Origin of the sequence: Arcticibacter svalbardensis MN12-7 (assembly GCF_000403135.1) — a bacterium.
In the GTDB taxonomy this organism is placed as follows: Bacteria; Bacteroidota; Bacteroidia; order Sphingobacteriales; family Sphingobacteriaceae; genus Arcticibacter; species Arcticibacter svalbardensis.
On the sequence record NZ_AQPN01000012.1, the window covers coordinates 64,054 to 86,788 of the forward strand.

Sequence of the window (22,735 nt, forward strand, 5' to 3'; positions counted from 1 at the left end):
AAAAAAAGAAAGCTTACAGGGTATTCTTTGCCCTTAATTATACATCAAAATGAAAAAAATTCTCATTCTTTCGGCCTCTTTAATGGCAGCTCTAACGGTTTCTGCACAAGTGGAATCACCTTTAAAAATCTCTGGCTACATCGAAACCTACTATGGTTATGATTTTAATAAACCCGTAAATAACACACGTCCATCTTTTATCTACTCGCACAACAGGCACAATGAAGTAAACTTAAATCTCGGCTTTTTAAAATTAGCTTATGATAATGGTAGTCTGAGAGGTAACCTGGCTGTAATGGCTGGCACGTATAGCAACGCTAACCTGGCAGCTGAGCCTGGAGTTTTAAAAAATATTTATGAAGCAAACGCAGGAGTAAAATTATCGGCTAAAGCTAGTCTATGGTTAGATGCTGGGATCTTTGCATCCCATATCGGTTTTGAATCGGCTATTTCAAAAGACTGCTGGGTGTTAACCCGCAATATTTCATCGGAGAATACGCCCTATTATGAGTCAGGGGCTAAAATTAGTTATACCACAAATGATGGCAAACTCGGTGTTACCGCTTTATATTTAAATGGTTGGCAACGAATGCAACGGCAGGATTTTAACAATCAGCCTGCAGGGGGACTTCAGCTAACATGGAAACCTATAGACAAGATCACGCTAAACTATAGCAACTACTTGGGTACGGAAGGCGCCGACTCCATCCGTGTCCGCCGGTTCTACAACAACTTCTATGGAATATTCCAGGCAACTGATAAACTAGGCCTTAGTGTGGGTTTTGACTACGGTACACAGCAAAAACAAAAGGCGAGTTCTGCAAAGAAAGAGATCATTTCTGCAGTTGCTATAGCACGTTATCAGCTTGCTGATAAGTGGGCCGTTGCCGGAAGGGTGGAATATTACAAAGATAAAAACGGTGTATTTATTGCCACAGATACTCCTCAGGGATTTAATACGAAGGGTTATTCCTTAAATCTGGATTATGCACCAATCGCTAATGCTCTGATCAGATTAGAAGGGAAAGTATACGATAGCAAAGACGCTGTTTTTGTAAGAGATAATAAGCCTGTTCATCACAATGCCGCGCTAACTGCTAGTATAGCAGTAGCCTTCTAAAACAAGATCCTCCTGTCTGAAAGGTTATTCAGACAGGAGTTTTTATAACTGAATCTATGAATATGAACAACCAATTGCTCTTTAAAATACATGAACTGGCCTCTTTGTGTCTGGTGAAAGTTTATTTATATGACCTTATAGCAGAAAGTGTTTACTCGGGAAGGCTTAAATCTTTTTTTGCTAAATTATCTTACGAGGAGATGAATCAACTCGTGACTATGCGGTTTGCCCTCAGATATTTAACTGATAAAATTAAATCCCGGAAAGTCAAATTTCTTGTTCCTCAGGTAGAATGGCATGAAATAACAAATGCACTGACCTTACAGAATTATCAGCTGATTTTAAGTTCCGTTATTAGTTTAGAATCTGATACGATAAAGCGTTACAAAGAGGCATTCTGTATCTGTGAACCTAAAACTCATTTAGCTGTTCTACTCGGTAATCAACTAAATAAGGCACAGTCTATCGCAGATGATATAGTCAGGATAAAGATTAATTACGATCCTGATCACCGGTTCGAAAACTTATAAATGGCTGTTTGTTGATTAAAAGTATAGCTATATAATCGCTGGATTTCCAACTACCAACGAGACAGCAGATAGGAGAAAGCTGTGTCAATAGTATACTTCTTATCCCTTCCTTGTTCGTTCCTTGTTGCTTGGTCATTCGTTAAAACAGGTGTTTTAGCGAAGCAGCAAGGAGGGAGCAACGTTCAAACGCAGAACTAACGCCCATGTGGTGTCGTAATTGTTAGGTCTGTGTTACGGAACTGATTAGATTAACAGCGTAATCGTTTCTATTTCGTTTCCTTATCGCTTAACCAGAAAATAATTTGTACTGTACTTCAAATGTTGTATCATTAACCTTTATTTGGAAAACCAGTAGACATTATTTTAAAAAATATGCCTTTTTATAAACACTATTCTTTCGATCTGTGGCTCACGCTGATCAAGTCAAACCCTGACTTTAAAATAGAAAGAACCCTGTACTTCCATGAGCACTTTAATGCCGCAAATAAATCGATTGATGAAATCGCTGCAATCTTCCGTCAGGTAGACCTGATGGTGAACAGTATCAATGAAAAGACAGGCAAGAATATCGATGCGGAGGAGATGTATCTCATCGTAATTAGCAAAATAAATAACTATTCAACGGCATTCACAGACATTGATATCGACGGTTTATACGATACTATGGAAGAATTGTTAGTAAACAATATGCCAGTATTATACTGTTCTGAATGTATTGACGTTCTGTTTAAGTTGAGAGAAACAGGACAGAGTACAACGAGTTTATTAAGCAATACCGGATTTATAAAAGGAAAGACACTAAGGAAAATAATGACTCATTTAGAATTGGATCAATTGCTTGATTTTCAATTGTATTCAGATGAAGTGAGGATGTCAAAGCCGAACCCCCACTTCTTTCAACTGATGCTCGATACCATTAATCGGAACCGTCACATGGATCTTGATTTAAATGATATCATACATGTGGGCGACAACCCCCTGGCAGATATTAAGGGCGCTGAAGCTATTGGAATCAAAAGCATGCTAATTAATTCGAATCACCTGACTATATCAGCCTTAATCCTATGATACCTTATACTTATTCCTTACACAAGATCGATAATACCAGTAACTTTGGTTTTCATGCCGATGACTACAGTCGTTTTAAATTCGGTGATGAGCAGGTTGCCAGTTCATTTGGTAGGAACCTTGCTGATGGATTTATAAAAGATTTCCTGGAAGATAATGACATTACTGAGCAGATTGTGGTGCTTTCCAGTCCTTATTGTTTTATTCCAACCGCAACTTTTGCCATGATGAACCATTTCGTATACCGGCTCAACCATTGGCTGGTAGAGAACGGGAAACTGGTGGTTCAGCAAGCTAAAGTGCACCGTACCATTACCTATAAGGAAGACTATGGCGAGTTGAGTGCCGAAGACCGCATGAAACTGATTGGTAACGACTCTTTTCATATTGATAAAGACTTCCTGAAGGGTAAGATATTGTTTTTTCTGGATGATATTAAAATTACAGGAAGCCATGAAAGGATGATTCTTAAAATGGCGAAAGAGTATGGACTGAAGAATGATATTTACATGCTGTATTTCGCAGAGCTAGTGAATCATAATATTCACCCAAGCTTTGAGAACCACCTCAACTATCACCGGATAAAGTCAATTTTTGACCTTGATGAGGTAATTAAGGGTGGTAACTTTTGTTTTAATACACGTATTGTTAAATATATCCTAAATTGCGAGTTTACAAGTTTTAAGCTGTTTCTTGATCGGCAAACGGATGAGTTTATTCAGAGTTTGTACAATTTATCGTTAGGAAATAGTTATCATACTATAGAAAGTTACGCATTGAACTTGAATTTTTTAAAGAATTATATTGTTAACAAAAATTATAAATTAATATAACATGGCCATTAACTTACAAAAGGGGCAGAGAGAGAATATTGATGCTCCTAAATTTTCAATCGGTTTAGGTTGGGATACAAATAGTAGTTCTACGGGTGCTGGATTTGACTTAGACGCCTCAGTTTTTATGCTTGATGCGAATAAAAAGCTGGTATCAGACGAACATTTAGTGTTTTATAACAACTTAAAGTCGCCTGATGAGTCAGTTGAACATACTGGTGATAATTTAACCGGTGATGGGGACGGAGATGACGAACAAATTAAGGTAGATTTGACAAAAACCGATGCCAAGGTATCTGAAATATGTATAGTGGTTACGATTCATGACGCTGAAAATAGAAGACAGAACTTCGGACAGGTAAGAAATTCATTTGTTCGTATTTTTGATTCCGTTACCAACGAGGTTATTCTTAAATACGAATTAGAAGAAGATTTCTCTATTGAAACTGCGGTAGAATTCGGAAGGATCTACAGGCGTGAAGGAAAATGGAAATTTGAAGCAGTTGGCATGGGAATGAAAGGCGGATTACAGGATTATTTAAATAAATATCAATAATATTATGGCAATCAATCTTCAAAAAGGACAACGGATCAACCTTGAAAAAAGCAACGGTAGTAAACTCCAGAGCGTTTGTGTTGGGATCAACTGGGGCGCAATAGAGAAAAAAGGAATGTTTGGTTTTGGTAAAACGAAAGAAGCGGTTGATTTAGATGCGAGTTGTGCGCTATATAATGAAAATAAACAATTAACAGAGGTCGTCTATTTTGGTAGTCTGTCTTCTAAAGATGGTTCGATCAAACACAGTGGTGATGATTTGACAGGCGATATGGGTGGCGATGACGGTTTAGATAATGAAGTGATCACTGTTGATTTTTCGAGACTAAATCCTAGTGTTACCTATGTGGCCTTTGTGCTGAACAGTTTCAAGGGACAGGATTTTGGAACAATTCCTTTTGCATCTATCAGGATCTATGAGGGAATTCCTAAAAGAGTCAACGAGGTATTTGCAAAATATGACATTGCCAATGGATCTGATTTCGCCGGACATGTTTCTATGGTGTTAGGGGTATTCTATAAGAAAAACGGCGAATGGAAATTCAATGCCCTTGGCGAACCAACTAAAGATAAAAAGCTGGAACAAACCGTTAAGACCGTAACAGAAAAGTATTTATAAGGTCTAAGTACTGATATATAATTGAATTATGGAAACGAATCAAAACGACACTCAAAGCCTTACTCCGTTAAAGCTTGATAAAGAGGGAAATGTCAATTTAACTGTTATCACGCCGGAAGAAGAAAGTAAATATAAAGAGATCAATAAGTCGCTGGTGCCTTCTGATGTGAATTCTATTCTTAACTATGGGGTAGAAGCACAGAACTCAATGGAGAAATACAGCAATGATTTTCTATCATCTGTTCGTACTCAGAATAATGGGGAAGTAGGAGGACTAATTAATGATTTGCTTGCAGAGCTTAATTATATAGATGTAGATGAGCTGGAGCAAAGTGGTTTTAAATCATTTCTCTCCAAGATTCCCTTCCTTAAGAATTTGGTTGTGGATGCGAAGAAGCTTTTTCAGAAGTATGACCTGGTAGTCAATAACATTGATAAAATTGTCAATAAGGTAAAGGCAGGCCGATTAAATTCGATTAAGGACAATAGCTCATTGCAAACCATGTTTGATAGCAATGTAGGTTATATTAAACAGATGGAAGATCTGATCGTATCGGGACAGCTGAAATACAATGAGTTGAATTTGAAGCTTGCCGAAATGGAAGGACGGTCTGCAGATTTTCAGGATTATGAAATTGCCGATTTACGCGACTTCATTAGCAGGCTGGATAAAAGACTGGCTGACATGAAGATTGTTCGTTTCATCATGCTGCAGTCGCTTGCTCAAATTAGAATAGTTCAGAATAACAATACCTCTATTGCTGAAAAGGCACAGTCTATTGTATCTACTACAATTCCGGTTTGGAAAAATCAGTTGACTATTGCCGTTGCTTTGCAAAGACAGAAGGCGAATGTGGAGATGCAGAAAAAGATCTCTGATACAACGAATACGATCTTGCAGAAGAATGCCGATATGCTGAAGCAAAACAGTATTGATGTAGCCCGTGAAAATGAAAAAACAGTCGTTTCTATTGAAACGCTAAAGTTAACCACTCAATCGCTAATTGAAACGTTAAGTGAAGTGAAGAAAATTCACGAAGAAGGAGAGAAAAGCAGAAGAGCTCTTGACGGCGAATTGAAAACACTTGAGGCAGAGCTAAAGAAGAACGTCACCCACGTGAATTAAAGTTAACTAATGGATGAACGGCGGATGAATATATTAAAGACTTCAAACGCAGAGATCAGCCGACTACAGCTGCTTTCTGCGTTTTTTGAAGATGAAATACTTTATAAGATCTATTTACGCAGCCAAGTGATCCATAATCTCTTTGCAAATAATGAAGAGCTGGAAATTGATAAACTGGATTTGTTTCATGTTCAGTTTACAGCCAGTTTAATAGAGCTCTTAAGAAAGATTAAAAAGAGTAATGAAAAGAATGTAAGTCTGCTTTATGATGAAATTCATCTGAATAAGGAGCTGATCGAAAAACTAACGGGTACTGTCTTTACCGAGAAGAATTATAACCTAAACAAACAGCAGCAGGCGCTTAAAATCAATCAATCGTTAAGGAGATTATACCAGGTTCTATCTGACGGGACCAGTGAATTTCCTTTTGCCAAAAATATCAGCACATTTAGTGCCCGGTATTCGAAAGACTTTTATTCCGATATTTCCACCGAACAATTAAGCGAGCTGATTAATTACAATCCTAAAGATTTATATATCAATGAACATGCTGGTATTGAGCGGAAATTAATGGGTTTGCTGTGTAAGTATGATTTTAGAACGGAGTTCTTTCATGGTTTGAAAGCGGGACAACTGGTAATCGAATTATATAAGTTCATGGACGTAGACCGGCATTTTCTCTTCTTTCCGAGTCGGGATCTATTCCTGTTTTGCGATTTAAACACACTTTCGGGCATTGACTGGTCAAACAATATGTCCGGGAAGTCAAAGATGATTCAGGAGCTTTCTTATGAAAATGATAAACTGGAGAGTGATGCCGCATCTTTGAAGACTTATATGCCGGTACAAATCATCACCTTGCTGAAAGAGAACTATACCAAGATCTCGGATATTGACTTTTTAAACCATCTGAATAACTTCGACGTACAGGCCAATATTTTAAAAGCGATGCTAAAGACCGATCTTTTTTAGCATTTTTGCATACATTTATGAATAACATTAAAATTTATATAATAAGTAATGAATAATATGATCAATCACCCGGGCGTCATTGCAGGGTTTGTTATAGTTGTTTTAGTGATGTTGCTCCTAGATTTGGGTATTTTCAATAAGAATGCCCACGTAGTAAGTAGCAAAGAAGCATTAATCTGGTCTATCGTATGGATTTCACTATCCATGGGATTTAGTGGGGTAATATATCATTTTGAAGGGTTTGAGAAGTTTACGCAATATCAATCTGCTTACTGGATTGAAAAAGCACTCTCTGTAGATAATTTGTTTGTCTTTATCATGGTTTTTGGGTTCTTTAATGTGCCGCGATACTTGCACCATAAAGTACTTTTCTGGGGTATCATAGGAGCATTGTTTTTTCGTGCCATCTTCATATTTGCAGGTGTTGGTTTAATTAACCTAACTTATTTGCCTGAGATGAACTTATTTGGTTACGCTGTTAAATTAAATGTAGTAATGTTACTATTTGGTATTTTTCTAATCTATGCCGGGATTAAATCAGGTACTGGTGGTGACGACGATGAGGAAGAAAAGGACTTTAGTAAGAGTGCAGGAGCACGAGTGATTTACAAGTTTTTTAAAGTCAGTAAGGAGTTTGATGGTGCTAACTTTTTTACTGTTGAGAATGGTATTAAGATTGCCACACCTTTATTGGTTGTAGTTGCTGTAATCGAGTTTACGGATATTCTGTTTGCAGTAGATTCAATACCTGCAATTTTTGCTATTGCTCCGGATGATCCGTTCATTTTATACACATCTAATATATTTGCCATCTTAGGATTAAGAGCACTTTATTTTCTTTTGGCAAACTTTATCTATATGTTCAGCTTGCTGAAGTATGGCTTGGCTGTCATCTTAACCTTTATCGGTGTCAAGATGGTCATTGCACCTATATACCATATTTCATCCCCTTTATCGCTGTCTATCGTGGCAGGGGTATTAATTATATCGGTGATCGCTTCCTTGCTGATTATTCCGAAGAAGGGACCAGAAGCTGAAGAAAAATAATTATTGAGCGTTTATAAAAAAGGTCTGCATCTTTGTAAGGATGCAGACCTTTTTTTTGTCTGGTGTTTGCTAATAAACAACACCCACTCGTAATGCTTTCAATCCGTTAACTCCTTGTAATTCCTCCAGTTCAAGCTCTTCCACCTCGTTATTCAGTATATGCTGTCCCTGCAGGTAATGGATGTAATCCCTGTATTCTTCTGCGTCGCGCTGATTGAAATAAACCAAAGCTATTTTGTCGGGTTGAGTCAATCGTTCGCCTGTTTGTTTCACATGTACTTTATCAATCCGCTTTTTAATAATTTGATACCTGATATTATAAGTACCCTCTACATCAAAGCGACGTTCGTCATTTCGAAAGCTGATATCGATGGCGTTTGCATTGATATAGATCAGTTGAGTCGTGTGCATGGCTACTGACATTTGAGGAAGCAGACTTCTGGTGAGCTTAGCGATTCCCGCCATTGCACTGAGTTGTTGTAACCGAATGTTTTTAAGGAATAACGAATCATAAGGTTGATCGGGTGCTATGGATTGCCCAATGTAAATATCATATTCAACCCCATCTGTTCTGAATTTTTCAAAATAACAGGGGTAGGTATCCCACATCTCCTGACTTAAACATTCCAGATAGCTGTTTATAGAGGTATTAATGGTTTGCAATGATAATTCTAAAGACCTTCTGTTGGCAAAAGCTTCTCCTGTTAAGGCATCCGTAGCCTGGTCATATAAGGCTATTATTTCACGCGTCTTTACATTGGATTGTCTGAAATGCTGTAAAAACGAATCCACTTCTATTTCAAGGAAATCTTTCATCCTGACTTGTAAATCGTCAATGAGTTCAGTTTCCAGGGATGCTAGCATATTTTGGCACTTAAATATGATGCCGTTTACTAATGTTAGGTGAACGGTACTTCCTAAACTTTCAAGGGTTTGAATAAGCAATCCAAACTGAACTTTTAAGTCATCTGATAATGCTCTGTTTCGCTCTAGTGTTGAATTGCGAATATCAATAGCACCATAAAGTGGATTAACATTCTCAAACCGGATTACACCAATTTCAGGCTTGGGTTCATTTGCACGACTATTCCGTAGATATTCCCACGCTACTTCATTAAATTTCCATTGTACAGAAGGCTGCAAGGGAGTAAACTTATCTTTGATGATACTTTCTATTTTGCTGTTAACGGTATCGCTGAAATTCTTCAGAAACTGAGCGATTAAAGGGGACGCAGTCTCCAGTCTGGCCAATACATTTTCATTAATCATGTTTTCCAAAGGGGAAGACATTTCAATGATGCCGACAGTTTGTTTATTAAAGGTAATTGGTAGAATAGCGTAGGATAGGGTTCCTGTTTCCTTTATATCTGTAATCAGCTTAAACTTTTCTGGATTAAAGCTTTCTTCCGCACCTGAGAATAGCAACATGGGTTTATCCAGGTACATCTGGGCAAGCTCCAGGATTTTTTCATTACCCAATTGCTTTTTCATCATCAGGTCAACTATAATACTTCCATGGATATTCTGAAAATCAAATACCAACTTGTTATTCACCTTCATTAATGGAAGCAGTGTCAATGAGATATTAGGATTACCGATCAGGTTTTTTAAAGATTGTTTCAGTAACAGGTGATAGCTCTCATCTTCATAAGAAGTATGATTGATGATGATAGTTTTAATATCTTCTAAAGATTGTTCAATGGTTACATCAGTGATCGTGATAATCGAAAATCCTTCAAAGATAAAATTCTTAAGCGGAAGGACATCATATAGGAGCTCCCATGTGGTATCCGCTGTAAGGTTTTCCCTGATTCGCTCGAAATTTAAGGTAGGTAACTCAACCTTATGCGTTAGTTTAACAAAGCGGTTATCTATATGAACCCGGTAGTATTTGGGAAGTCCTGTTTTTTTATCCGTTAGCGGACGCACAAAGCTGTTCTTTCCCAGTGGATCAAATCCATAAAGTCTTTCCATGATCAGCGAATAGGCGATCTCTGGTTTTTTGTGCTTATTCTCCTCTGTAGAAAAGGCATCACGAACGGTTCTACATTGCTCTTGTTGCATTAAATCAAACAGCGCATCCGTTCCGTAGAATAATATGGGCGACATGGGAAGTGCCAATGACCAGTACGTCAGGCGTTCATCTGCTAATGGTGACACGAGCAGCGTATAAAGCAAAGTCAGCTCCTCTTTGAATTGATCTAAGGTATGTGGATCTATCTGACCATGTAAGGCTGCATTGGATTCAAACTTCTCTAATACAAATAAAAAAAAGCTTTTTTTACCTGAGCTTTCCTGAGCAATTCTTTCTTTTAAAAAGGTGATGAAATGGTCGAAAGATAAAATCGACTTAAACTCATCTTTAAGTAACTCATCGATATTTAAAACTCTTGCTTGCATAATTTTAATTTAAAGCGGGTTTTCTTTTGTTTTAAAAACGGAATCCCAATGTAAAATAGGGGAGCCAACCCTCTTTAGAATGTCCGGCTACCACCTGAAATACCGTAAGCTGTGCTGGCATATAAAATAAACCACCACCATAACCCTGATGTATAGTGGAGGTGTTATTTTCTTTCGTCCACACTTTGCCTGCGTCATAAAAGCCAATCAGTCCAAACTGGCCTGGAAGGATATAACTCCCTACCTGCGCCAATTTAATCCGGGCTTCCAGATTATTAAATAGAACGTGCTGTCCAGCAAAACGGTATTGGCGAAAACCGCGTAAGTTTTCATGACCTCCAAGGAAAGCGGACTGGTAAAATGCAGGTTTGCCAAATGTAGTTACTCCTCCTAATCTTTCGGCTATAACAAGCTTAGATTGTTTACCTATACTTTGGTAAATAGCCATCTCCGGCGACAGTTGAATGTAATTTTTAGAATCGCTATTCAATCCGGCATAACCTGTTGCTCTTAGCTGAATGTACCCGCCTGATGTAGGGAATAATTTATTATCACGATTGTCTTTTAGAAACGCTGCAGTGATGCCAGCGAATAACTTGTCCTTATCAACGGTCAGACTATCATAGGAGCCTATTTGTGAAGGGTTCATGATCAATCTTCCTTCATTTTCGTTAGGGGAGAAATGGTAGTATTGCAAAGAAGGGCCTATAGCGATATAGGATTGTTTATCAAAGCGCCACCTCAGCGCAGGGTCAAGCTGGTAGACGCTGAAACGGGAATGGTAAAACTTTTCCAATGGGCCTTTATGATCGAACAGGGTGTTGTTTCCAAGTCCGAAGAAGTTCTGCGTATTAGGAGAAAAGGCCTTTGCTTCAAGTGTAAAGTCTGCTTTATCGAGCGCCTGAATCCATTCTCCTTTATATTTTACCCGAAATGCTCCGGTCTTGAACGAGGCCATACCCTGCAGCTGATGGGAGGAAGTATATGGCGATTTTCGGAACCCTTCCTGTCGGATATACCGAAAGCCGCCACCTAAGAGTACGCCGTCATCGTCATTAAAGCCCATGGTAATGATAGGCACGGTCACATTGTACAAGTTTACAGGGACAAAAGCCGTATTGGTGCTGTCGTTGGATACCTGTTTTTTCAGCTGCTCTGTTTTCCCGTAAAATGAGTTATGATCTGTTTTTGTATAGAGCTTGATTTTTTGTTTGGATTCTTCTACATGAAAGGATTTAGTACCATTACCTGCAATCAGCCTGATTTTAATAGCCTTGTTTTTGGTATTAATCAGCACACTATCATTGCCCTCTCCGGTATAGATCCTGATCTCTTTAGTCAATCGCGAATCGTACACTTTATCCATCAGCGTATCCCGCAGTTCTCCTTCTTTATTGATTTTTAAAACCTGTACCCTAAGGGAATGCATAGGAGCATCGGTTACCTCGATCAATTCATTTTTATCGCTGGTATGAAGATCTACTATTTTATTGATGAATGTATAATAGGCATCCATTGCCTCTGGGATTTGATCACGCCGTTTTTGGAATGATTTCAAGAGCTCATCGTGTCTTAATTTATAGGATGCTTCAGGAAGTTTGCTCAGTGCATCCTCTAGTACACGATCTGTTATTTTCGAAGTAAAATCAATTACCTGGATCATCCATTCTTTATGACTAAATTGAGAGGCGGGGTGGGCATTCAGAAACCTGGATTTGAATAACGTATACTGCGGTTTTTTAAGATCCGATTCAAAGCCCTGCAAAGCAGGTAAAGCCCATTCTCGGGAAGCAAGATAAGGGAAAAATCCTTTTGTTAACCGTAATACCTGATCCCGATCTCTCGGGATAGCCACATAAAACTTATTGTTATCCTTACTTGTGTTCTTCCATCGCCACTGATCTTCATGGCGGTCCCAATCATTCATCAGCAAATCAAGCATTCTTGCTCTTAAAAATTCCTTAGCGTCATAACTGTTGTCATTGTCGCGTTGCAGATTTTTTATCATTTTGATGGAATTGTCTGACTTGCCAAGGGGTTCTCTTTCTTCCAGGAGGACTAGCGTATGCTCAAAAGCATGGCTATAAACGTTGAGAGCAGGATCAGGAACGATGACGCCGATAAAGGGATTGGCATGAGGCACTTGTACCGCATCAGCGAGAGGAGGGACTATCAAGGCCGAGTAGGGATGCTGCGAACTGGTGGCATCATCTAACCAGTCACGGGCAAAGATTTGCTGCAATTCAGGCGGCAGGAGAGCATCTGGGTTTTTATTGACACTTCTGATCACCCATTCCTTTTCGCTTGGATCAGCAAGTCTTAAAGAGGTCGATTGCATGCCTCCTCCCCGTTGTAATGGTTTAAGTCCACCTGCTATTTCAGAGATTCGGATGAGCGGAAGGGTTTCCTGAGCTGCCCATTCTTTCCTGAATCCTTCTCCAAATAAGTTAAGGTGCAGGGAGCTGACTTGATTATAGGCCGGATTGGCTGCTATGGAAATACTGTCTCCTTTGGTAATCGAAGTGCTCACAGGTAAAGTCTCCGTATATGGGTTTGTATAAGTATAAGCCTCCTTAATTACTTTGTTGGAATAGGTGTAAAAGGTAAACTTTACACTTTTATCGAGAAGCAGATCGGCAGTTACAAAGCCTTGCGTCGCATCTGCGTATCGGGAATATTTTCCTTTTTTTGCAAAGGAATGTTTAGCTCCCGCACCGCTTACTACCTGCAGTCTTTGCGGGTTTTTAATGAGCTGGAGACCATGTTCATGTCCTGCTACATAGGTCAGGTTAGGGAATCCCTCAAATACATGGTCTACTTCCCTAATCATATGCTGATATAGGGGATGATGCATATCCTCGGGATTGAGGAAAATGCTGCTTCTTAAAAGGGGATAGAGCGAACCGATTACAGGTAAAGGGATATAGAGGTTTTTATTAATTGCGGTCAGTGGAAACAGATGGTCTTTCCAATTATAATAACCGCCATGCGTACCATAAGATGCGAAAGGATGATGCCCTGCCAGTAAGATCACCTTATCCCTGTTTTTATAAAATAAGGAATCCAGCTGTTCAATGATTTCCGCTTCATTGTCGCAGTTACAATCGGCATTTGTCTTATCGTGTGTAAATAACCACCATTCACTGTCGTAGGCAATAATGACCATGTTACTGGAGATCGGTATTTCTACAGGATCTGGACAGCCATTTGCTGGTACAAGCTTCAATAAAGGATCATTTTGGGAATCAAGGAATTGCCATTGCGCTTTAATTTTAGCTAATCCCAATTCAGCCATCCTGTCCCAGTCATGGTTTCCTGGTACAAAATAAACGGGAGCACCTTTTGCCCGCATGGGCTCATACTGGGAACGGAGGATCTGTCGGGTGCTTTCCTGTTCCGGGCTACCTTCAAGTCCAATACCTCGCGGATAGATATTATCCCCCAGGTATATCACCGTAGTTTTTCCGCTTAGGATGTGATTAGCCGCATAAGGAATCACTGTTTCCTGTTCGTAGTTGATTTCCCCGGCGTCCCCTATAAAAATCACACGCTGAACGATGCTGTCCTGGGCAGCTGCAGATTTAAAAAAACAACTGCAAATGAAGAAGAAAACAAGGTAGCGCTTTTTATATCTTTTCATCGGTTTTGCTGTGTTTAAATGAACCCTTAACCTTTCTATTCTTTATGATATACAAACCTTAACACGTTCCCATTTTGTATTTTATCGCCCTCGTTACTAATATACAAATTGCCTTTCTGGTCAAAAGCAATTCCTTCGGGTTGATTAAATGTATCCGCATCCAGGGGATATACTTCTTTCACCTTCCAATTTTTGTCGGCTATAATCAAAAGCTTATTGACGGATGACAAGATATACCATTCATTAGTCAATGGATTTAGAGCTAAAGCTGATGGTCTGAAATTGATTTTCATATGTCCAGCTAATGTGGCGATCTTATCTGTTTCTATACTGAAGTGCTCCTTTACTTTAATTTGTCCATTTTTATTCATATCAAGAACATATCCACTTAAGTTACTGTTCCCTTTACCTGATTTGCAGGTTTTACATAACAAGAATAACTGACCAGAGCTTTGATCGGCAAATAGACCTTCATATTCTCCTTTAGGTACCAATCCTGCCCATTCCTGGAGCTGCTGGATTTCATTATGTCTTATTTCATTCAACGGAAAGCTGAACAAGGTTCCGTCACTACGTAACACGATGACCCTTTCATCAGTAATGGCAAGATCTTCATAGTCCCCTTTTTTACCGAACTTGAATTTCTGTGCCTTTTTATCATTAGGGCGAAGGTAAAACAATGCTCCCTCTTCATCTTGAATCGCATAGATCCGTTCAGTATCTCCCGGATGGAACGTAATTCCTGAAATTTCCAATAGGGCATCGGGCATCGGATAGCGCACCGGATGTTGAAGATCAAAACCTATGGGGCTTTTATCTTTCACAGAATTGGTATTGGCACAAGATTGTATTGATCCGACAAAGAACAGGAGGCAGATATATTTTAATGTCCTCATTATAAATTTCAATTAAACGATGTAAAGTTTAGCTATACATCAACTGTCGCGTTAATTTTGTTAGACAGATAGTCGTAAATTGCTTCTTGCGAACGGATGCCCAGGGCATTCACTAAGGGAATATTCACTGAATTTTCATCCACAGATACTGCCGAAACATCATCCCTAAACTGTAGCAGGGTGATATCCTTAATCTGCCTTTTTAGTTGCTCATCATAGATAGGGAAACACACTTCGATGCGGTGATAAATGTTCCTGTTCATCCAGTCAGAAGAGCCCAAAAAGATCTTTTCTGCTCCATTGTTATGAAAAATGAACACACGGCCATGTTCGAGATAGCGGTCAACTATACGTCGGATGCTGATATGCTCACTTAAGTTTTGGATGCCAGGAACAAGGCGACATACACTGCGCACAATCAGGTGGATCTTCACGCCGGCATTGCTTGCTTCATACAATTTAGCTATTAAAGTTTCTTCCTCCAGGTTATTGATTTTAATGATGATCGCAGCAGGTAAGCCCGCTAGAGCATGGGAGATTTCCGTATCGATCAAGGAGATAAACTGCTGATATAAATTAAACTGAGCAATAAGCAGATGTTTCAATTCAAATTGATCCTCCTGACTGCTTTTTCTTCTTTTCGCCAGAAACATGAACAGCTGCTCAAGTTCTTGCAGCATCTCCTGATGAGCCGTGAGAAGAAAGTGATCGGTGTAGATTGCCGCTGTCTTTTCATTCAGATTGCCGGTGCCTAAGAGCCCAAGAAGAGTCTTTTTGTTACTACTCTTTAATTTGACCAGTGCAACTTTAGAGTGGACTTTGAGATCGGGAATGCTATAGATGATTTTGACACCTGCCGCTTTCATGACCTTTGACCACTTAATGTTATTTGCTTCATCAAAGCGTGCTTTCAATTCAATGAACACGGTTACCTTTTTGCCATTTCTTGCTGCACTCATTAGTGCATGACCGATACGGGAATCATTTGCTACCCGATACATGGTGGTGAATATTTCTTCCACCTCCGGGTTTATGACTGCTTCATTAAAAAAACGAAGAACAGTATCAAAAGACTGATAGGGGGTATGTACCAGAATATCCTCAAGTTGGATTTCCTCAAATAAGGATTGCAGATTATGGGGAAAGGGATAATGTAAAGAAGGATGTTGCTCGTAAAGCAACGAAGCATTCTGAATGGGGAATGCGAAAAAGTCTTTTAAATTATGATAATAACCCCCGGAAACCTTGTTCGCTTTTTGCAGTTTAAGTTTCCTTGAAATGCTTTTTAGAAGATGTTTGGGCAGATCAGGAGCGTACAGGAAGCGGGTGGCCAGGCCTAAGTCTCTTTTAGTGAGTTGCGCCTCGATTTTGGTAGCAAGATTCCCTTCATATTCGTCTTGAAGATTTAAATCGGCATCACGGGTTACTTTGAAACTGTAGATTCCCTTGATTTGATAATCAGGGAAAAGATTAATCAATTGTTCCTTGATGATATCGTCAATAAAGACTACGAAATGAGTATGCTTTACGGTTGTACAAAAAAAACGAGGAACAGAGTCGGATGGAATATTAACTATGGCTATTTTCTTATCTTCATCTTTCTTTAATTCTACCGCAAAATAAAGCAGACTGTTTTGAGGGAAGAAATCGCTGGTTTCAGTTAAAAAAACGATCTGTAGATAAGCCGCCAGCGTACTGAAAAAGTAATTCTTTACTTCTGCTTGAATACTTTCGGGAATGGGTTGATTGTAAAGGAGGGAAATGTTTTTTTCTTTCAGAGCCGGGATCAGCTTTTTAGTCAGGATACTCCCGAAATACCGCTGCTGATTACTGATTAATTCTTTCGCATTAGCATAATTGCTAATTTCAGTTAGTCTGTTTGTCGTAAATTTTTTATTGGCAATTTTTTTCAAAGCCATTAGAACCGGCATACGGACCCGATAAAACTCGTCAAGATTGGATGAGAAAATACTAAGAAACTTGAGTCGCTCCAGCAAGGGTACATTCTTTTTTTCGGCTTGCATTAAGACCCTTTCGTTGAAGAATAACCAGCTTAAATCCCTATTAAAGAATAAATTATTTGCCATGATAATTTTTTATGCATAAATGATAATAGCGATAATAAAGGCCAGGACCGAGGTGACAAGGCCAAACATGAAAATATTATACGCTAGTCTGAGCAACAGGTATTTTCGGCCAAGTACAACACCCTGTGAATACACATCTCTAATCAGGGTGCCATATAAAAACTCCCGGTCATTCATCACCTGATTCATGCCATCGGTATAACTCTCCAGACTCATTTTGTAAAAGTTGCCAAAGAACAGCAGGTTTACTTTCTTTTTCTGCAGATCTTCCGGTTTAAAAATGCCTGAAGGTACAGCAGGACGGGTAGCTAATATGGCTATGACCATGGTACTCAAACTTATGGACAACAGGATAAAAGTGGGAACAATCAGATTTACATTATTTTCTAACTTACGTAATAGCAGGGTAATCACTGCTGAAAGGATAATAGAGTTGACCGTTATCAGGATCTGTGCCTTATTATCAGCCATATCACTCAGTCGTTGGTTATTTCCTGAAGTAATGCGGAACATGGTTTCAATTCCCTTATCAGGTCGTTTTTCATGATCTTTTTTATCCACCGGATTATCTGTATCTAAAGGATATTTGGAAGTAGACTTACCTATCTCTACAGGTATTTTAGCAATAGGATTTCCACTGTCTTCAGTTGTTTTATCGATAGGAAGAGGCAGATTGCTTATAACCGGCTCTTCTTGCAGGTCCTGTTCTTTTTTAGCGTCTTTCTTCAAGCCCTCTTTCTCTTTTTGAATTAATTTATTCAGGTTTTCCTGTTTTTTTTCATTTAATAAAAGTCTGCTATAATCCGTTTGGTAGGTATGATGTTCCATTAGGGAGATCGTTTTGCGTCGCCATTCGCCTTTCGTTTTACCCTTTCCCATCAATTCGGCTTCTTTTCGCATTAAGCGGTTGCGTTCGGAAAAATCATCCGTTCCCAGATGAAACAAATCGGCATCGCATAGAATTTTCTCCAGCAGATTTGTTGGGTTTTGTGGCATCCTGGTGGCCAGGATGCACTGTTTTACAAAACGAATCGTTTCTTCATCTACTCCTTTGTCAGACAAAAAGGTTTCAGCCATTTCAGCACTTCGTTCCTCGTGGTCTTTTGCAGCACCATTGTAGTAGCCGATATCGTGAAAACTAGCAGCTGTAATGACAATAAAATAATCTTTATCGTTTAACTTATAATGCTGAGCGATTTTTTTCGCTGCCTCTATAACATCTTTATTGTGTGCATTATTATGAAATAAAAGTTCTGGAATGTGATGTTGTCTCACATAATGAGAAACATAATCGCTTGCATCTTTTTGAAGGGCTGTGTATTCCATAGTTAAGTTATTTTCACGTGGAAAGATACTGTTTTTTGGTTAAGGTAAGTAGTATTTGCACCAAATCCTATGAGCATAACTAATCGATGAAGATAAGTAACGGTTTAACCATAAGCCAATCTCTTTTTATGAAGTATAAATCTGTAATGGTGTAAAAATTGCTTTTTTGTATGTAGATTTAAAAATCAAAAATAAATTAAGATGGGAATCTATAAAGAAAAAGTACTCGACCAGTTAAACTTATTATCTGACAATCTACATCAGGAAGGAAAAGATGTATTCGAGGTATATGACCGCGGTACTGAAGTAATTATTCAACTCAAAGAAGGTGTTGACCTTAAAACTTTTACTGCTAAATTTCCGGAGACCATATCAAGTTACTTGCCAGAAATTGATGCGGAAAAAGAACGGATCAAGTTTATTATCGGCAACCAATTGGAAAGTTCATTGTATATTTTAGAAACGGAATAAGTCAATAGGTACAACCATTTGATTGATGGTAATTTATATATTTAAATAATAAATTTATTTTTTCTTATTCTGACAATTTGCATACATTCAGATAACCTAATTTTATCTAAATGAAAGTGTTTCTTTCCTTATTATTCGTTTATTTATTATCGCAACTAGTTCAAGAACAGGGTGTTGTTTAGTCATATGGAAAAGTCGATCAGGCTTCTATAGATCTGAAAGAATGTCCATTTGAAAAGGACGCCAATGTGATGGTTCTTTTTAATAAAGGGCAAGTCTATTTTGATGACAAAATTTGATATCATACTGGATAGTCACAGACGTATTAAGATTTTTAATGAAAAGGCAAAAGATAAAGGAAATATCCGGATCGAATATTATTCTCTCAGGGGATATGAAAAATTAATTTTTCAAAGAATTTTGAGGTTGAATCTATACCAGCTGCTGATTCTCTTCAATTTGCTTATGGAAGTTTCAATGCCAGTTATTCGCTGGGCAAGACAAAGAACAGGATTACGTGTATTAGTGTTTTTAAGCTGAATAAACATGTTATACCTGTGGGAAAGTACAAATAGATGCAGGAGTTTATGGATCTGGTGGCGAAGTCAGTAAATAAAAAGATTATCGTAAACAGGACTTAAGGGTAGGTTTGAGAAAAGTATAAAGAATTATGATGTAAGTAGCTGAAATAATAGTTTTTTTTAAATCTAAAATAAAAAGTTGGTGTTAACTGTGGAGAATTACCTCTAATACATTACCAGGTATTCCTAATTAACGACATCTTGCATTTACTTATGATTAATTATTTTATAATATGGATAGCATCAATCAACAACAGCCTGAAGACAACTTTGAGAACTTAGCAGGTACTGAAGCAGCAAAAAAAATGAAAACACTGGCTGAAAATGCAAACAGTTGTTTTTTTTGTTCAAATATTAAAACCGGAATTCCTTTTTCAACCCGTCCTATGTCGGTGCAAAAAGTTGATGATGATGGTAACTTTTGGTTCTTAAGCTCTAATGACAGTAAAAAAAATGAAGAAATTAGTCGCGACCCGTTTGTTCACTTATTATTTCAGGGCTCGTCCTATTCAGATTTTTTGAATGTTTATGGGATAGCTGAAATAAGTACAGATAAAGAAAAGATTAAAGAACTTTGGAATCCTATTTTAAAAACCTGGTTTACTGGAGGAGTGGACGATGAGCGTATCACGGTAATCAAAGTAGATCCGACAGATGGTTATTATTGGGACAACAAACATGGAAATGCTGTTGCATTTGTTAAACAGGCGTTTGGTGCTGTGGTAGGTAAAACGCTTGATGATTCAATTGAAGGAAAGCTTGAGATTGAATAGTAGATTAGGGAGTATAATTATGAAGCCCTGTTGTGCGTGGTACAACAGGGCTTCATAATGATTTAATTCTGCATGATAGGGCATTACTGAATGAACTGTGCTGCTTCCTGCAATAAACCTAATAAGCGATTCACATTTTAACGGCTCTGAGATGTAATTATTCATACCAACATTAAAGCAGGCTTCACGGTCTTCAATCATTGCATTGGAAGTAAGGGCAATAATTATAGGGTTGTAGGGTATAATGTTTTCTGATATAGATGGAAGCCTCCAGTCCGTCCATGTCAGGCATTTGAACATCCATCAATATAAGATCTTCTTTGTCTAACATTCTGATCACTTCAATACCCGTATTTGCTAGTGCGGAGATGTAGCCCAACCGGTCTAAGATCTTAATGAGCATCATCTGGTTGGTCTTATTGTCTTCGGCAATTAATATTTTTAGTGGGTGTTTTTAGGGTTGGTCCTGTAAATCGTAAAATGGTAGCCATCGTATCTGTTAAGACCGTCTTCGGTACCAAACCACATAAATCCATACTTGTCTTTTAGAGCGTAATTAACAAAAATAGTAAATGGTCCTTAACGCTTCTGTGAAATATATTTATACTGAAAATAGTGGCACAAAGTTGTCTATTAATCAAATTTGAACATTTTAATTGATAAGATGATCATTCTATTTTTAAGAATTGGCTGTTTGATAGTGTTTTAACTTTTTGTTAATAGTAAAATGTGAATTTAATTGAAGTGCTTGAATCGATATTGGTGTTGCCAGTCATAATTTGAGCATAAATTAAAATGAGAAAAAGTGTAACAAAAGGGCTACCCATGAGTTGTATAAATAATGGACAGTTACAAAAAAATTGCCATTATAGTCGCTCATCCAGATGATGAGATACTATGGGCAGGCGGGACCATCCTTAACCATCCGGAATGGCGCTGTTTTATTGTTAGTCTTTGCAGGAAAAGCGATCCTGATCGTGCGCCAAAGTTTAGCAGGGTACTAAAGGATCTAAATGCAGAAGGTATAATGGGCGATCTTAACGATGGTCCGGAACAGTTCCCACTCAATGGGAACGATGTGGAAGATACCATCATGAGTTTATTGCCTGCAATGAATTATGACCTTATTATCTCACACCATCCTAAAGGTGAATATACGAGTCATCTTCGTCATACGGAGGTGAGCAGGGCAGTAATTAATCTATGGAATGCAGGTCAAATTAAAGCTCATGAACTTTGGCTTTTCGCCTATGAAGATGGTAAGCGGCAGTATTTTCCTATACCTATCAAAAGAGCTGATCTTTATTTCCCTTTAGCTGTGGATATCTGGCAGCATAAGTATGATATCATGACCAAGATATATGGGTATGGCAAGGATACATGGGAGTCTCAGTCTACACCAAAAGATGAAGCATTCTGGCAATTTACCGATTCAGGTAAGGCGCTTAACTGGCTCAAAAGCCAAGAAAACAATGAAAGTATTAGTGTTATATGATTATCCACCAACCCCTGGGGGGCTGGCAACACAGGGTGACTTATTATACAAAGGATTACTAGCACTGGGTGTAGATGCCCATGCGTGTAATGTGGCATCTGAAATAGAAAAAGAATGGTACTATTTGTGGTTTAAGCCAGATGTAGTAGTAGGAGTGGGGTACTGGGGACATACTCCTGATTTGGTACTTCATCCTCAGAAGTTTGGTATGCTGGCCGTTCCATGGTTAGTGGCCGATGGTTATATCGCAAATTATCAGGATGTGCTGAATGAGCTTCCCCTGATATTGGTCACTTCAAACTGGGTAAAAGAAATGTATGTGCGCGATGGAATAAGTCCGGATAACATTGTAGTGCTTCCGGTTGGTTGCGATACCGACACCTTTATCCCATACGATAAAAACGACCCTAAGGTATTTGATATCAGAGAAGAGTTGGGTATTACCCCAGACCAATTGATGATTCTTACCATTGGTGGTGATGCTGCTTCAAAAGGTGGCCGTGAGGTGATGCAGGCACTGGCTCAATTGGGTGACTCTGTACCAGATTGGCGTTATGTTTGCAAGGTATGGCCTCAACCCCGTACAGAAAGTCAGAATCGTGAAGACATGGAGCTTGCTCAGGAATTAGGTATTGCCGATAAGGTAATTTATGCCACCAATATTGTTTCCAGAGCGTTTACCCCTTACCTTTTATCAGCCTGCGATATCTATGCGGCACCGTCACGCCTGGAAGGGTTTGGTATGCCACAGGTAGAGGCGGGTGCATGTGGGAAGCCGGTGATCAGCATCAATGCAATGGGTATGCTGGATACCTTAATTCATGGCGAAACGGCTTTATTGGCTGGAGTAGCAGAATTGATCCGAATTGGAGAGGTTACTATTTGTGATAAAGCAAGTGGTTTAGAAGGTAAAAGAGTAGTATTTGAAGAACCCCGGACAGTGGATTACCGTGCAGATGTAAACGACATCAGGGATGATTTATTGATTTTAATGAACGATCCGAACCTACGTAAGCGTATGGGTGCGGCAGGAAGGGAACGTGTGACTGCTAATTTTGATTACCGCTTAGTAGCCCAAAGATTTGTCAAGTTGGTAAGTGAAAAATTAGGAATCAGTTAATTCAATTGAAATGAAAACACAAGATTGGGCACAAATAGAAAAAGCAAGAAAGGCGGCTATTGAGGTATTATTACA

At 38.6% G+C, this 22,735-nt stretch carries 19 protein-coding genes; 13 read left to right on the forward strand and 6 right to left on the reverse strand.

Annotated elements, in window-relative coordinates; translation table 11 throughout:
* The first annotated feature begins 49 nt into the window (after positions 1-49).
* The 9 genes from ADIARSV_RS01770 (at position 50) to ADIARSV_RS01810 (ending at position 7,871) form a co-directional block, all read left to right on the forward strand.
* Positions 50-1,120 carry a porin gene (locus ADIARSV_RS01770; RefSeq protein ID WP_016193626.1) on the forward strand — a complete coding sequence of 357 codons (1,071 nt, stop codon included), beginning with the start codon at positions 50-52 and terminating at the stop codon, positions 1,118-1,120.
* Between the two features lie 62 nt (positions 1,121-1,182).
* Complete coding sequence (locus ADIARSV_RS01775; protein WP_152439734.1) at positions 1,183-1,650, forward strand: hypothetical protein; 468 nt, start codon at positions 1,183-1,185, stop codon at positions 1,648-1,650.
* Positions 1,651-2,022: 372 nt separating this feature from the next.
* Positions 2,023-2,718 (forward strand): HAD family hydrolase, encoded by a 696-nt coding sequence (locus tag ADIARSV_RS01780; RefSeq protein ID WP_016193628.1) that lies wholly within the window; start codon positions 2,023-2,025, stop codon positions 2,716-2,718.
* Positions 2,715-3,551 carry a phosphoribosyltransferase family protein gene (locus ADIARSV_RS01785; RefSeq protein WP_016193629.1) on the forward strand — a complete coding sequence of 279 codons (837 nt, stop codon included), beginning with the start codon at positions 2,715-2,717 and terminating at the stop codon, positions 3,549-3,551. The genes ADIARSV_RS01780 and ADIARSV_RS01785 overlap by 4 nt, the downstream gene beginning before the upstream one ends.
* Before the next feature lies 1 nt (position 3,552).
* On the forward strand, positions 3,553-4,107 hold the full coding sequence (locus ADIARSV_RS01790; protein WP_016193630.1) for a TerD family protein: 555 nt from the start codon (positions 3,553-3,555) through the stop codon (positions 4,105-4,107).
* A 4-nt stretch (positions 4,108-4,111) separates the two neighbouring features.
* Positions 4,112-4,726, forward strand: coding sequence for a TerD family protein (locus ADIARSV_RS01795; RefSeq protein WP_016193631.1), 615 nt, complete (start codon positions 4,112-4,114; stop codon positions 4,724-4,726).
* 28 nt (positions 4,727-4,754) lie between these two features.
* Positions 4,755-5,852: a toxic anion resistance protein gene (locus tag ADIARSV_RS01800; RefSeq protein WP_016193632.1), complete on the forward strand. Its 1,098-nt coding sequence runs from the start codon at positions 4,755-4,757 to the stop codon at positions 5,850-5,852.
* A gap of 9 nt (positions 5,853-5,861) precedes the next feature.
* A complete protein-coding gene (locus ADIARSV_RS01805) occupies positions 5,862-6,824 on the forward strand; it encodes a hypothetical protein (RefSeq protein ID WP_016193633.1) in 963 nt (320 codons plus the stop codon).
* 57 nt (positions 6,825-6,881) lie between these two features.
* On the forward strand, positions 6,882-7,871 hold the full coding sequence (locus tag ADIARSV_RS01810; RefSeq protein ID WP_235048344.1) for a TerC/Alx family metal homeostasis membrane protein: 990 nt from the start codon (positions 6,882-6,884) through the stop codon (positions 7,869-7,871).
* A 69-nt stretch (positions 7,872-7,940) separates the two neighbouring features.
* Here the strand turns inward: ADIARSV_RS01810 and ADIARSV_RS01815 are convergent, their stop codons facing one another.
* From ADIARSV_RS01815 to ADIARSV_RS01835, 5 genes are read right to left on the reverse strand one after another with little or no spacing between them, the layout of a single operon-like run.
* The gene (locus ADIARSV_RS01815) at positions 7,941-10,271 is read right to left on the reverse strand and encodes a hypothetical protein (protein WP_016193635.1); all 2,331 of its coding nucleotides are present in this window, start codon (positions 10,269-10,271) and stop codon (positions 7,941-7,943) included.
* Positions 10,272-10,302: 31 nt separating this feature from the next.
* Positions 10,303-13,911 carry a BamA/TamA family outer membrane protein gene (locus tag ADIARSV_RS01820; protein WP_016193636.1) on the reverse strand — a complete coding sequence of 1,203 codons (3,609 nt, stop codon included), beginning with the start codon at positions 13,909-13,911 and terminating at the stop codon, positions 10,303-10,305.
* A 35-nt stretch (positions 13,912-13,946) separates the two neighbouring features.
* A complete protein-coding gene (locus tag ADIARSV_RS01825; protein ID WP_016193637.1) occupies positions 13,947-14,807 on the reverse strand; it encodes an SdiA-regulated domain-containing protein in 861 nt (286 codons plus the stop codon).
* A 32-nt stretch (positions 14,808-14,839) separates the two neighbouring features.
* Complete coding sequence (gene ppk1, locus ADIARSV_RS01830; RefSeq protein ID WP_016193638.1) at positions 14,840-16,894, reverse strand: polyphosphate kinase 1; 2,055 nt, start codon at positions 16,892-16,894, stop codon at positions 14,840-14,842.
* A 9-nt stretch (positions 16,895-16,903) separates the two neighbouring features.
* Positions 16,904-18,220 (reverse strand): Pycsar system effector family protein, encoded by a 1,317-nt coding sequence (locus ADIARSV_RS01835; RefSeq protein ID WP_016193639.1) that lies wholly within the window; start codon positions 18,218-18,220, stop codon positions 16,904-16,906.
* A 201-nt stretch (positions 18,221-18,421) separates the two neighbouring features.
* Between ADIARSV_RS01835 and ADIARSV_RS01840 the strand changes: the two genes are divergently transcribed.
* Both ADIARSV_RS01840 and ADIARSV_RS01850 read left to right on the forward strand, forming a co-directional pair.
* Positions 18,422-18,691, forward strand: coding sequence for a hypothetical protein (locus ADIARSV_RS01840; protein ID WP_016193640.1), 270 nt, complete (start codon positions 18,422-18,424; stop codon positions 18,689-18,691).
* Positions 18,692-19,505: 814 nt separating this feature from the next.
* Positions 19,506-20,045, forward strand: coding sequence for a pyridoxamine 5'-phosphate oxidase family protein (locus tag ADIARSV_RS01850; RefSeq protein ID WP_016193643.1), 540 nt, complete (start codon positions 19,506-19,508; stop codon positions 20,043-20,045).
* A 193-nt stretch (positions 20,046-20,238) separates the two neighbouring features.
* On the opposite strand, the gene ADIARSV_RS01860 is transcribed toward ADIARSV_RS01850, so the two are convergent.
* On the reverse strand, positions 20,239-20,484 hold the full coding sequence (locus ADIARSV_RS01860) for a response regulator (RefSeq protein ID WP_316929482.1): 246 nt from the start codon (positions 20,482-20,484) through the stop codon (positions 20,239-20,241).
* Positions 20,485-20,886: 402 nt separating this feature from the next.
* On the opposite strand from ADIARSV_RS01860, the gene ADIARSV_RS01865 reads away from it, so the two are divergent.
* Both ADIARSV_RS01865 and ADIARSV_RS01870 read left to right on the forward strand, forming a co-directional pair.
* The gene (locus tag ADIARSV_RS01865) at positions 20,887-21,540 is read left to right on the forward strand and encodes a PIG-L deacetylase family protein (protein WP_016193645.1); all 654 of its coding nucleotides are present in this window, start codon (positions 20,887-20,889) and stop codon (positions 21,538-21,540) included.
* Positions 21,518-22,660: a glycosyltransferase family 4 protein gene (locus ADIARSV_RS01870; RefSeq protein WP_016193646.1), complete on the forward strand. Its 1,143-nt coding sequence runs from the start codon at positions 21,518-21,520 to the stop codon at positions 22,658-22,660. Before ADIARSV_RS01865 ends, ADIARSV_RS01870 begins: the two co-directional genes overlap by 23 nt.
* Positions 22,661-22,735: the final 75 nt, after the last annotated feature.

Bases quoted from the DNA above. Each gene is read 5' to 3' on its own strand.
- ADIARSV_RS01770 (WP_016193626.1), top strand. From the start codon at position 50: ATGAAAAAAATTCTCATTCTTTCGGCCTCTTTAATGGCAGCTCTAACG.
- ADIARSV_RS01775 (WP_152439734.1), top strand. From the start codon at position 1,183: ATGAACAACCAATTGCTCTTTAAAATACATGAACTGGCCTCTTTGTGT.
- ADIARSV_RS01780 (WP_016193628.1), top strand. From the start codon at position 2,023: ATGCCTTTTTATAAACACTATTCTTTCGATCTGTGGCTCACGCTGATC.
- ADIARSV_RS01785 (WP_016193629.1), top strand. From the start codon at position 2,715: ATGATACCTTATACTTATTCCTTACACAAGATCGATAATACCAGTAAC.
- ADIARSV_RS01790 (WP_016193630.1), top strand. From the start codon at position 3,553: ATGGCCATTAACTTACAAAAGGGGCAGAGAGAGAATATTGATGCTCCT.
- ADIARSV_RS01795 (WP_016193631.1), top strand. From the start codon at position 4,112: ATGGCAATCAATCTTCAAAAAGGACAACGGATCAACCTTGAAAAAAGC.
- ADIARSV_RS01800 (WP_016193632.1), top strand. From the start codon at position 4,755: ATGGAAACGAATCAAAACGACACTCAAAGCCTTACTCCGTTAAAGCTT.
- ADIARSV_RS01805 (WP_016193633.1), top strand. From the start codon at position 5,862: ATGGATGAACGGCGGATGAATATATTAAAGACTTCAAACGCAGAGATC.
- ADIARSV_RS01810 (WP_235048344.1), top strand. From the start codon at position 6,882: ATGATCAATCACCCGGGCGTCATTGCAGGGTTTGTTATAGTTGTTTTA.
- ADIARSV_RS01815 (WP_016193635.1), bottom strand. From the start codon at position 10,271: ATGCAAGCAAGAGTTTTAAATATCGATGAGTTACTTAAAGATGAGTTT.
- ADIARSV_RS01820 (WP_016193636.1), bottom strand. From the start codon at position 13,911: ATGAAAAGATATAAAAAGCGCTACCTTGTTTTCTTCTTCATTTGCAGT.
- ADIARSV_RS01825 (WP_016193637.1), bottom strand. From the start codon at position 14,807: ATGAGGACATTAAAATATATCTGCCTCCTGTTCTTTGTCGGATCAATA.
- ppk1 (WP_016193638.1), bottom strand. From the start codon at position 16,894: ATGGCAAATAATTTATTCTTTAATAGGGATTTAAGCTGGTTATTCTTC.
- ADIARSV_RS01835 (WP_016193639.1), bottom strand. From the start codon at position 18,220: ATGGAATACACAGCCCTTCAAAAAGATGCAAGCGATTATGTTTCTCAT.
- ADIARSV_RS01840 (WP_016193640.1), top strand. From the start codon at position 18,422: ATGGGAATCTATAAAGAAAAAGTACTCGACCAGTTAAACTTATTATCT.
- ADIARSV_RS01850 (WP_016193643.1), top strand. From the start codon at position 19,506: ATGGATAGCATCAATCAACAACAGCCTGAAGACAACTTTGAGAACTTA.
- ADIARSV_RS01865 (WP_016193645.1), top strand. From the start codon at position 20,887: ATGGACAGTTACAAAAAAATTGCCATTATAGTCGCTCATCCAGATGAT.
- ADIARSV_RS01870 (WP_016193646.1), top strand. From the start codon at position 21,518: ATGAAAGTATTAGTGTTATATGATTATCCACCAACCCCTGGGGGGCTG.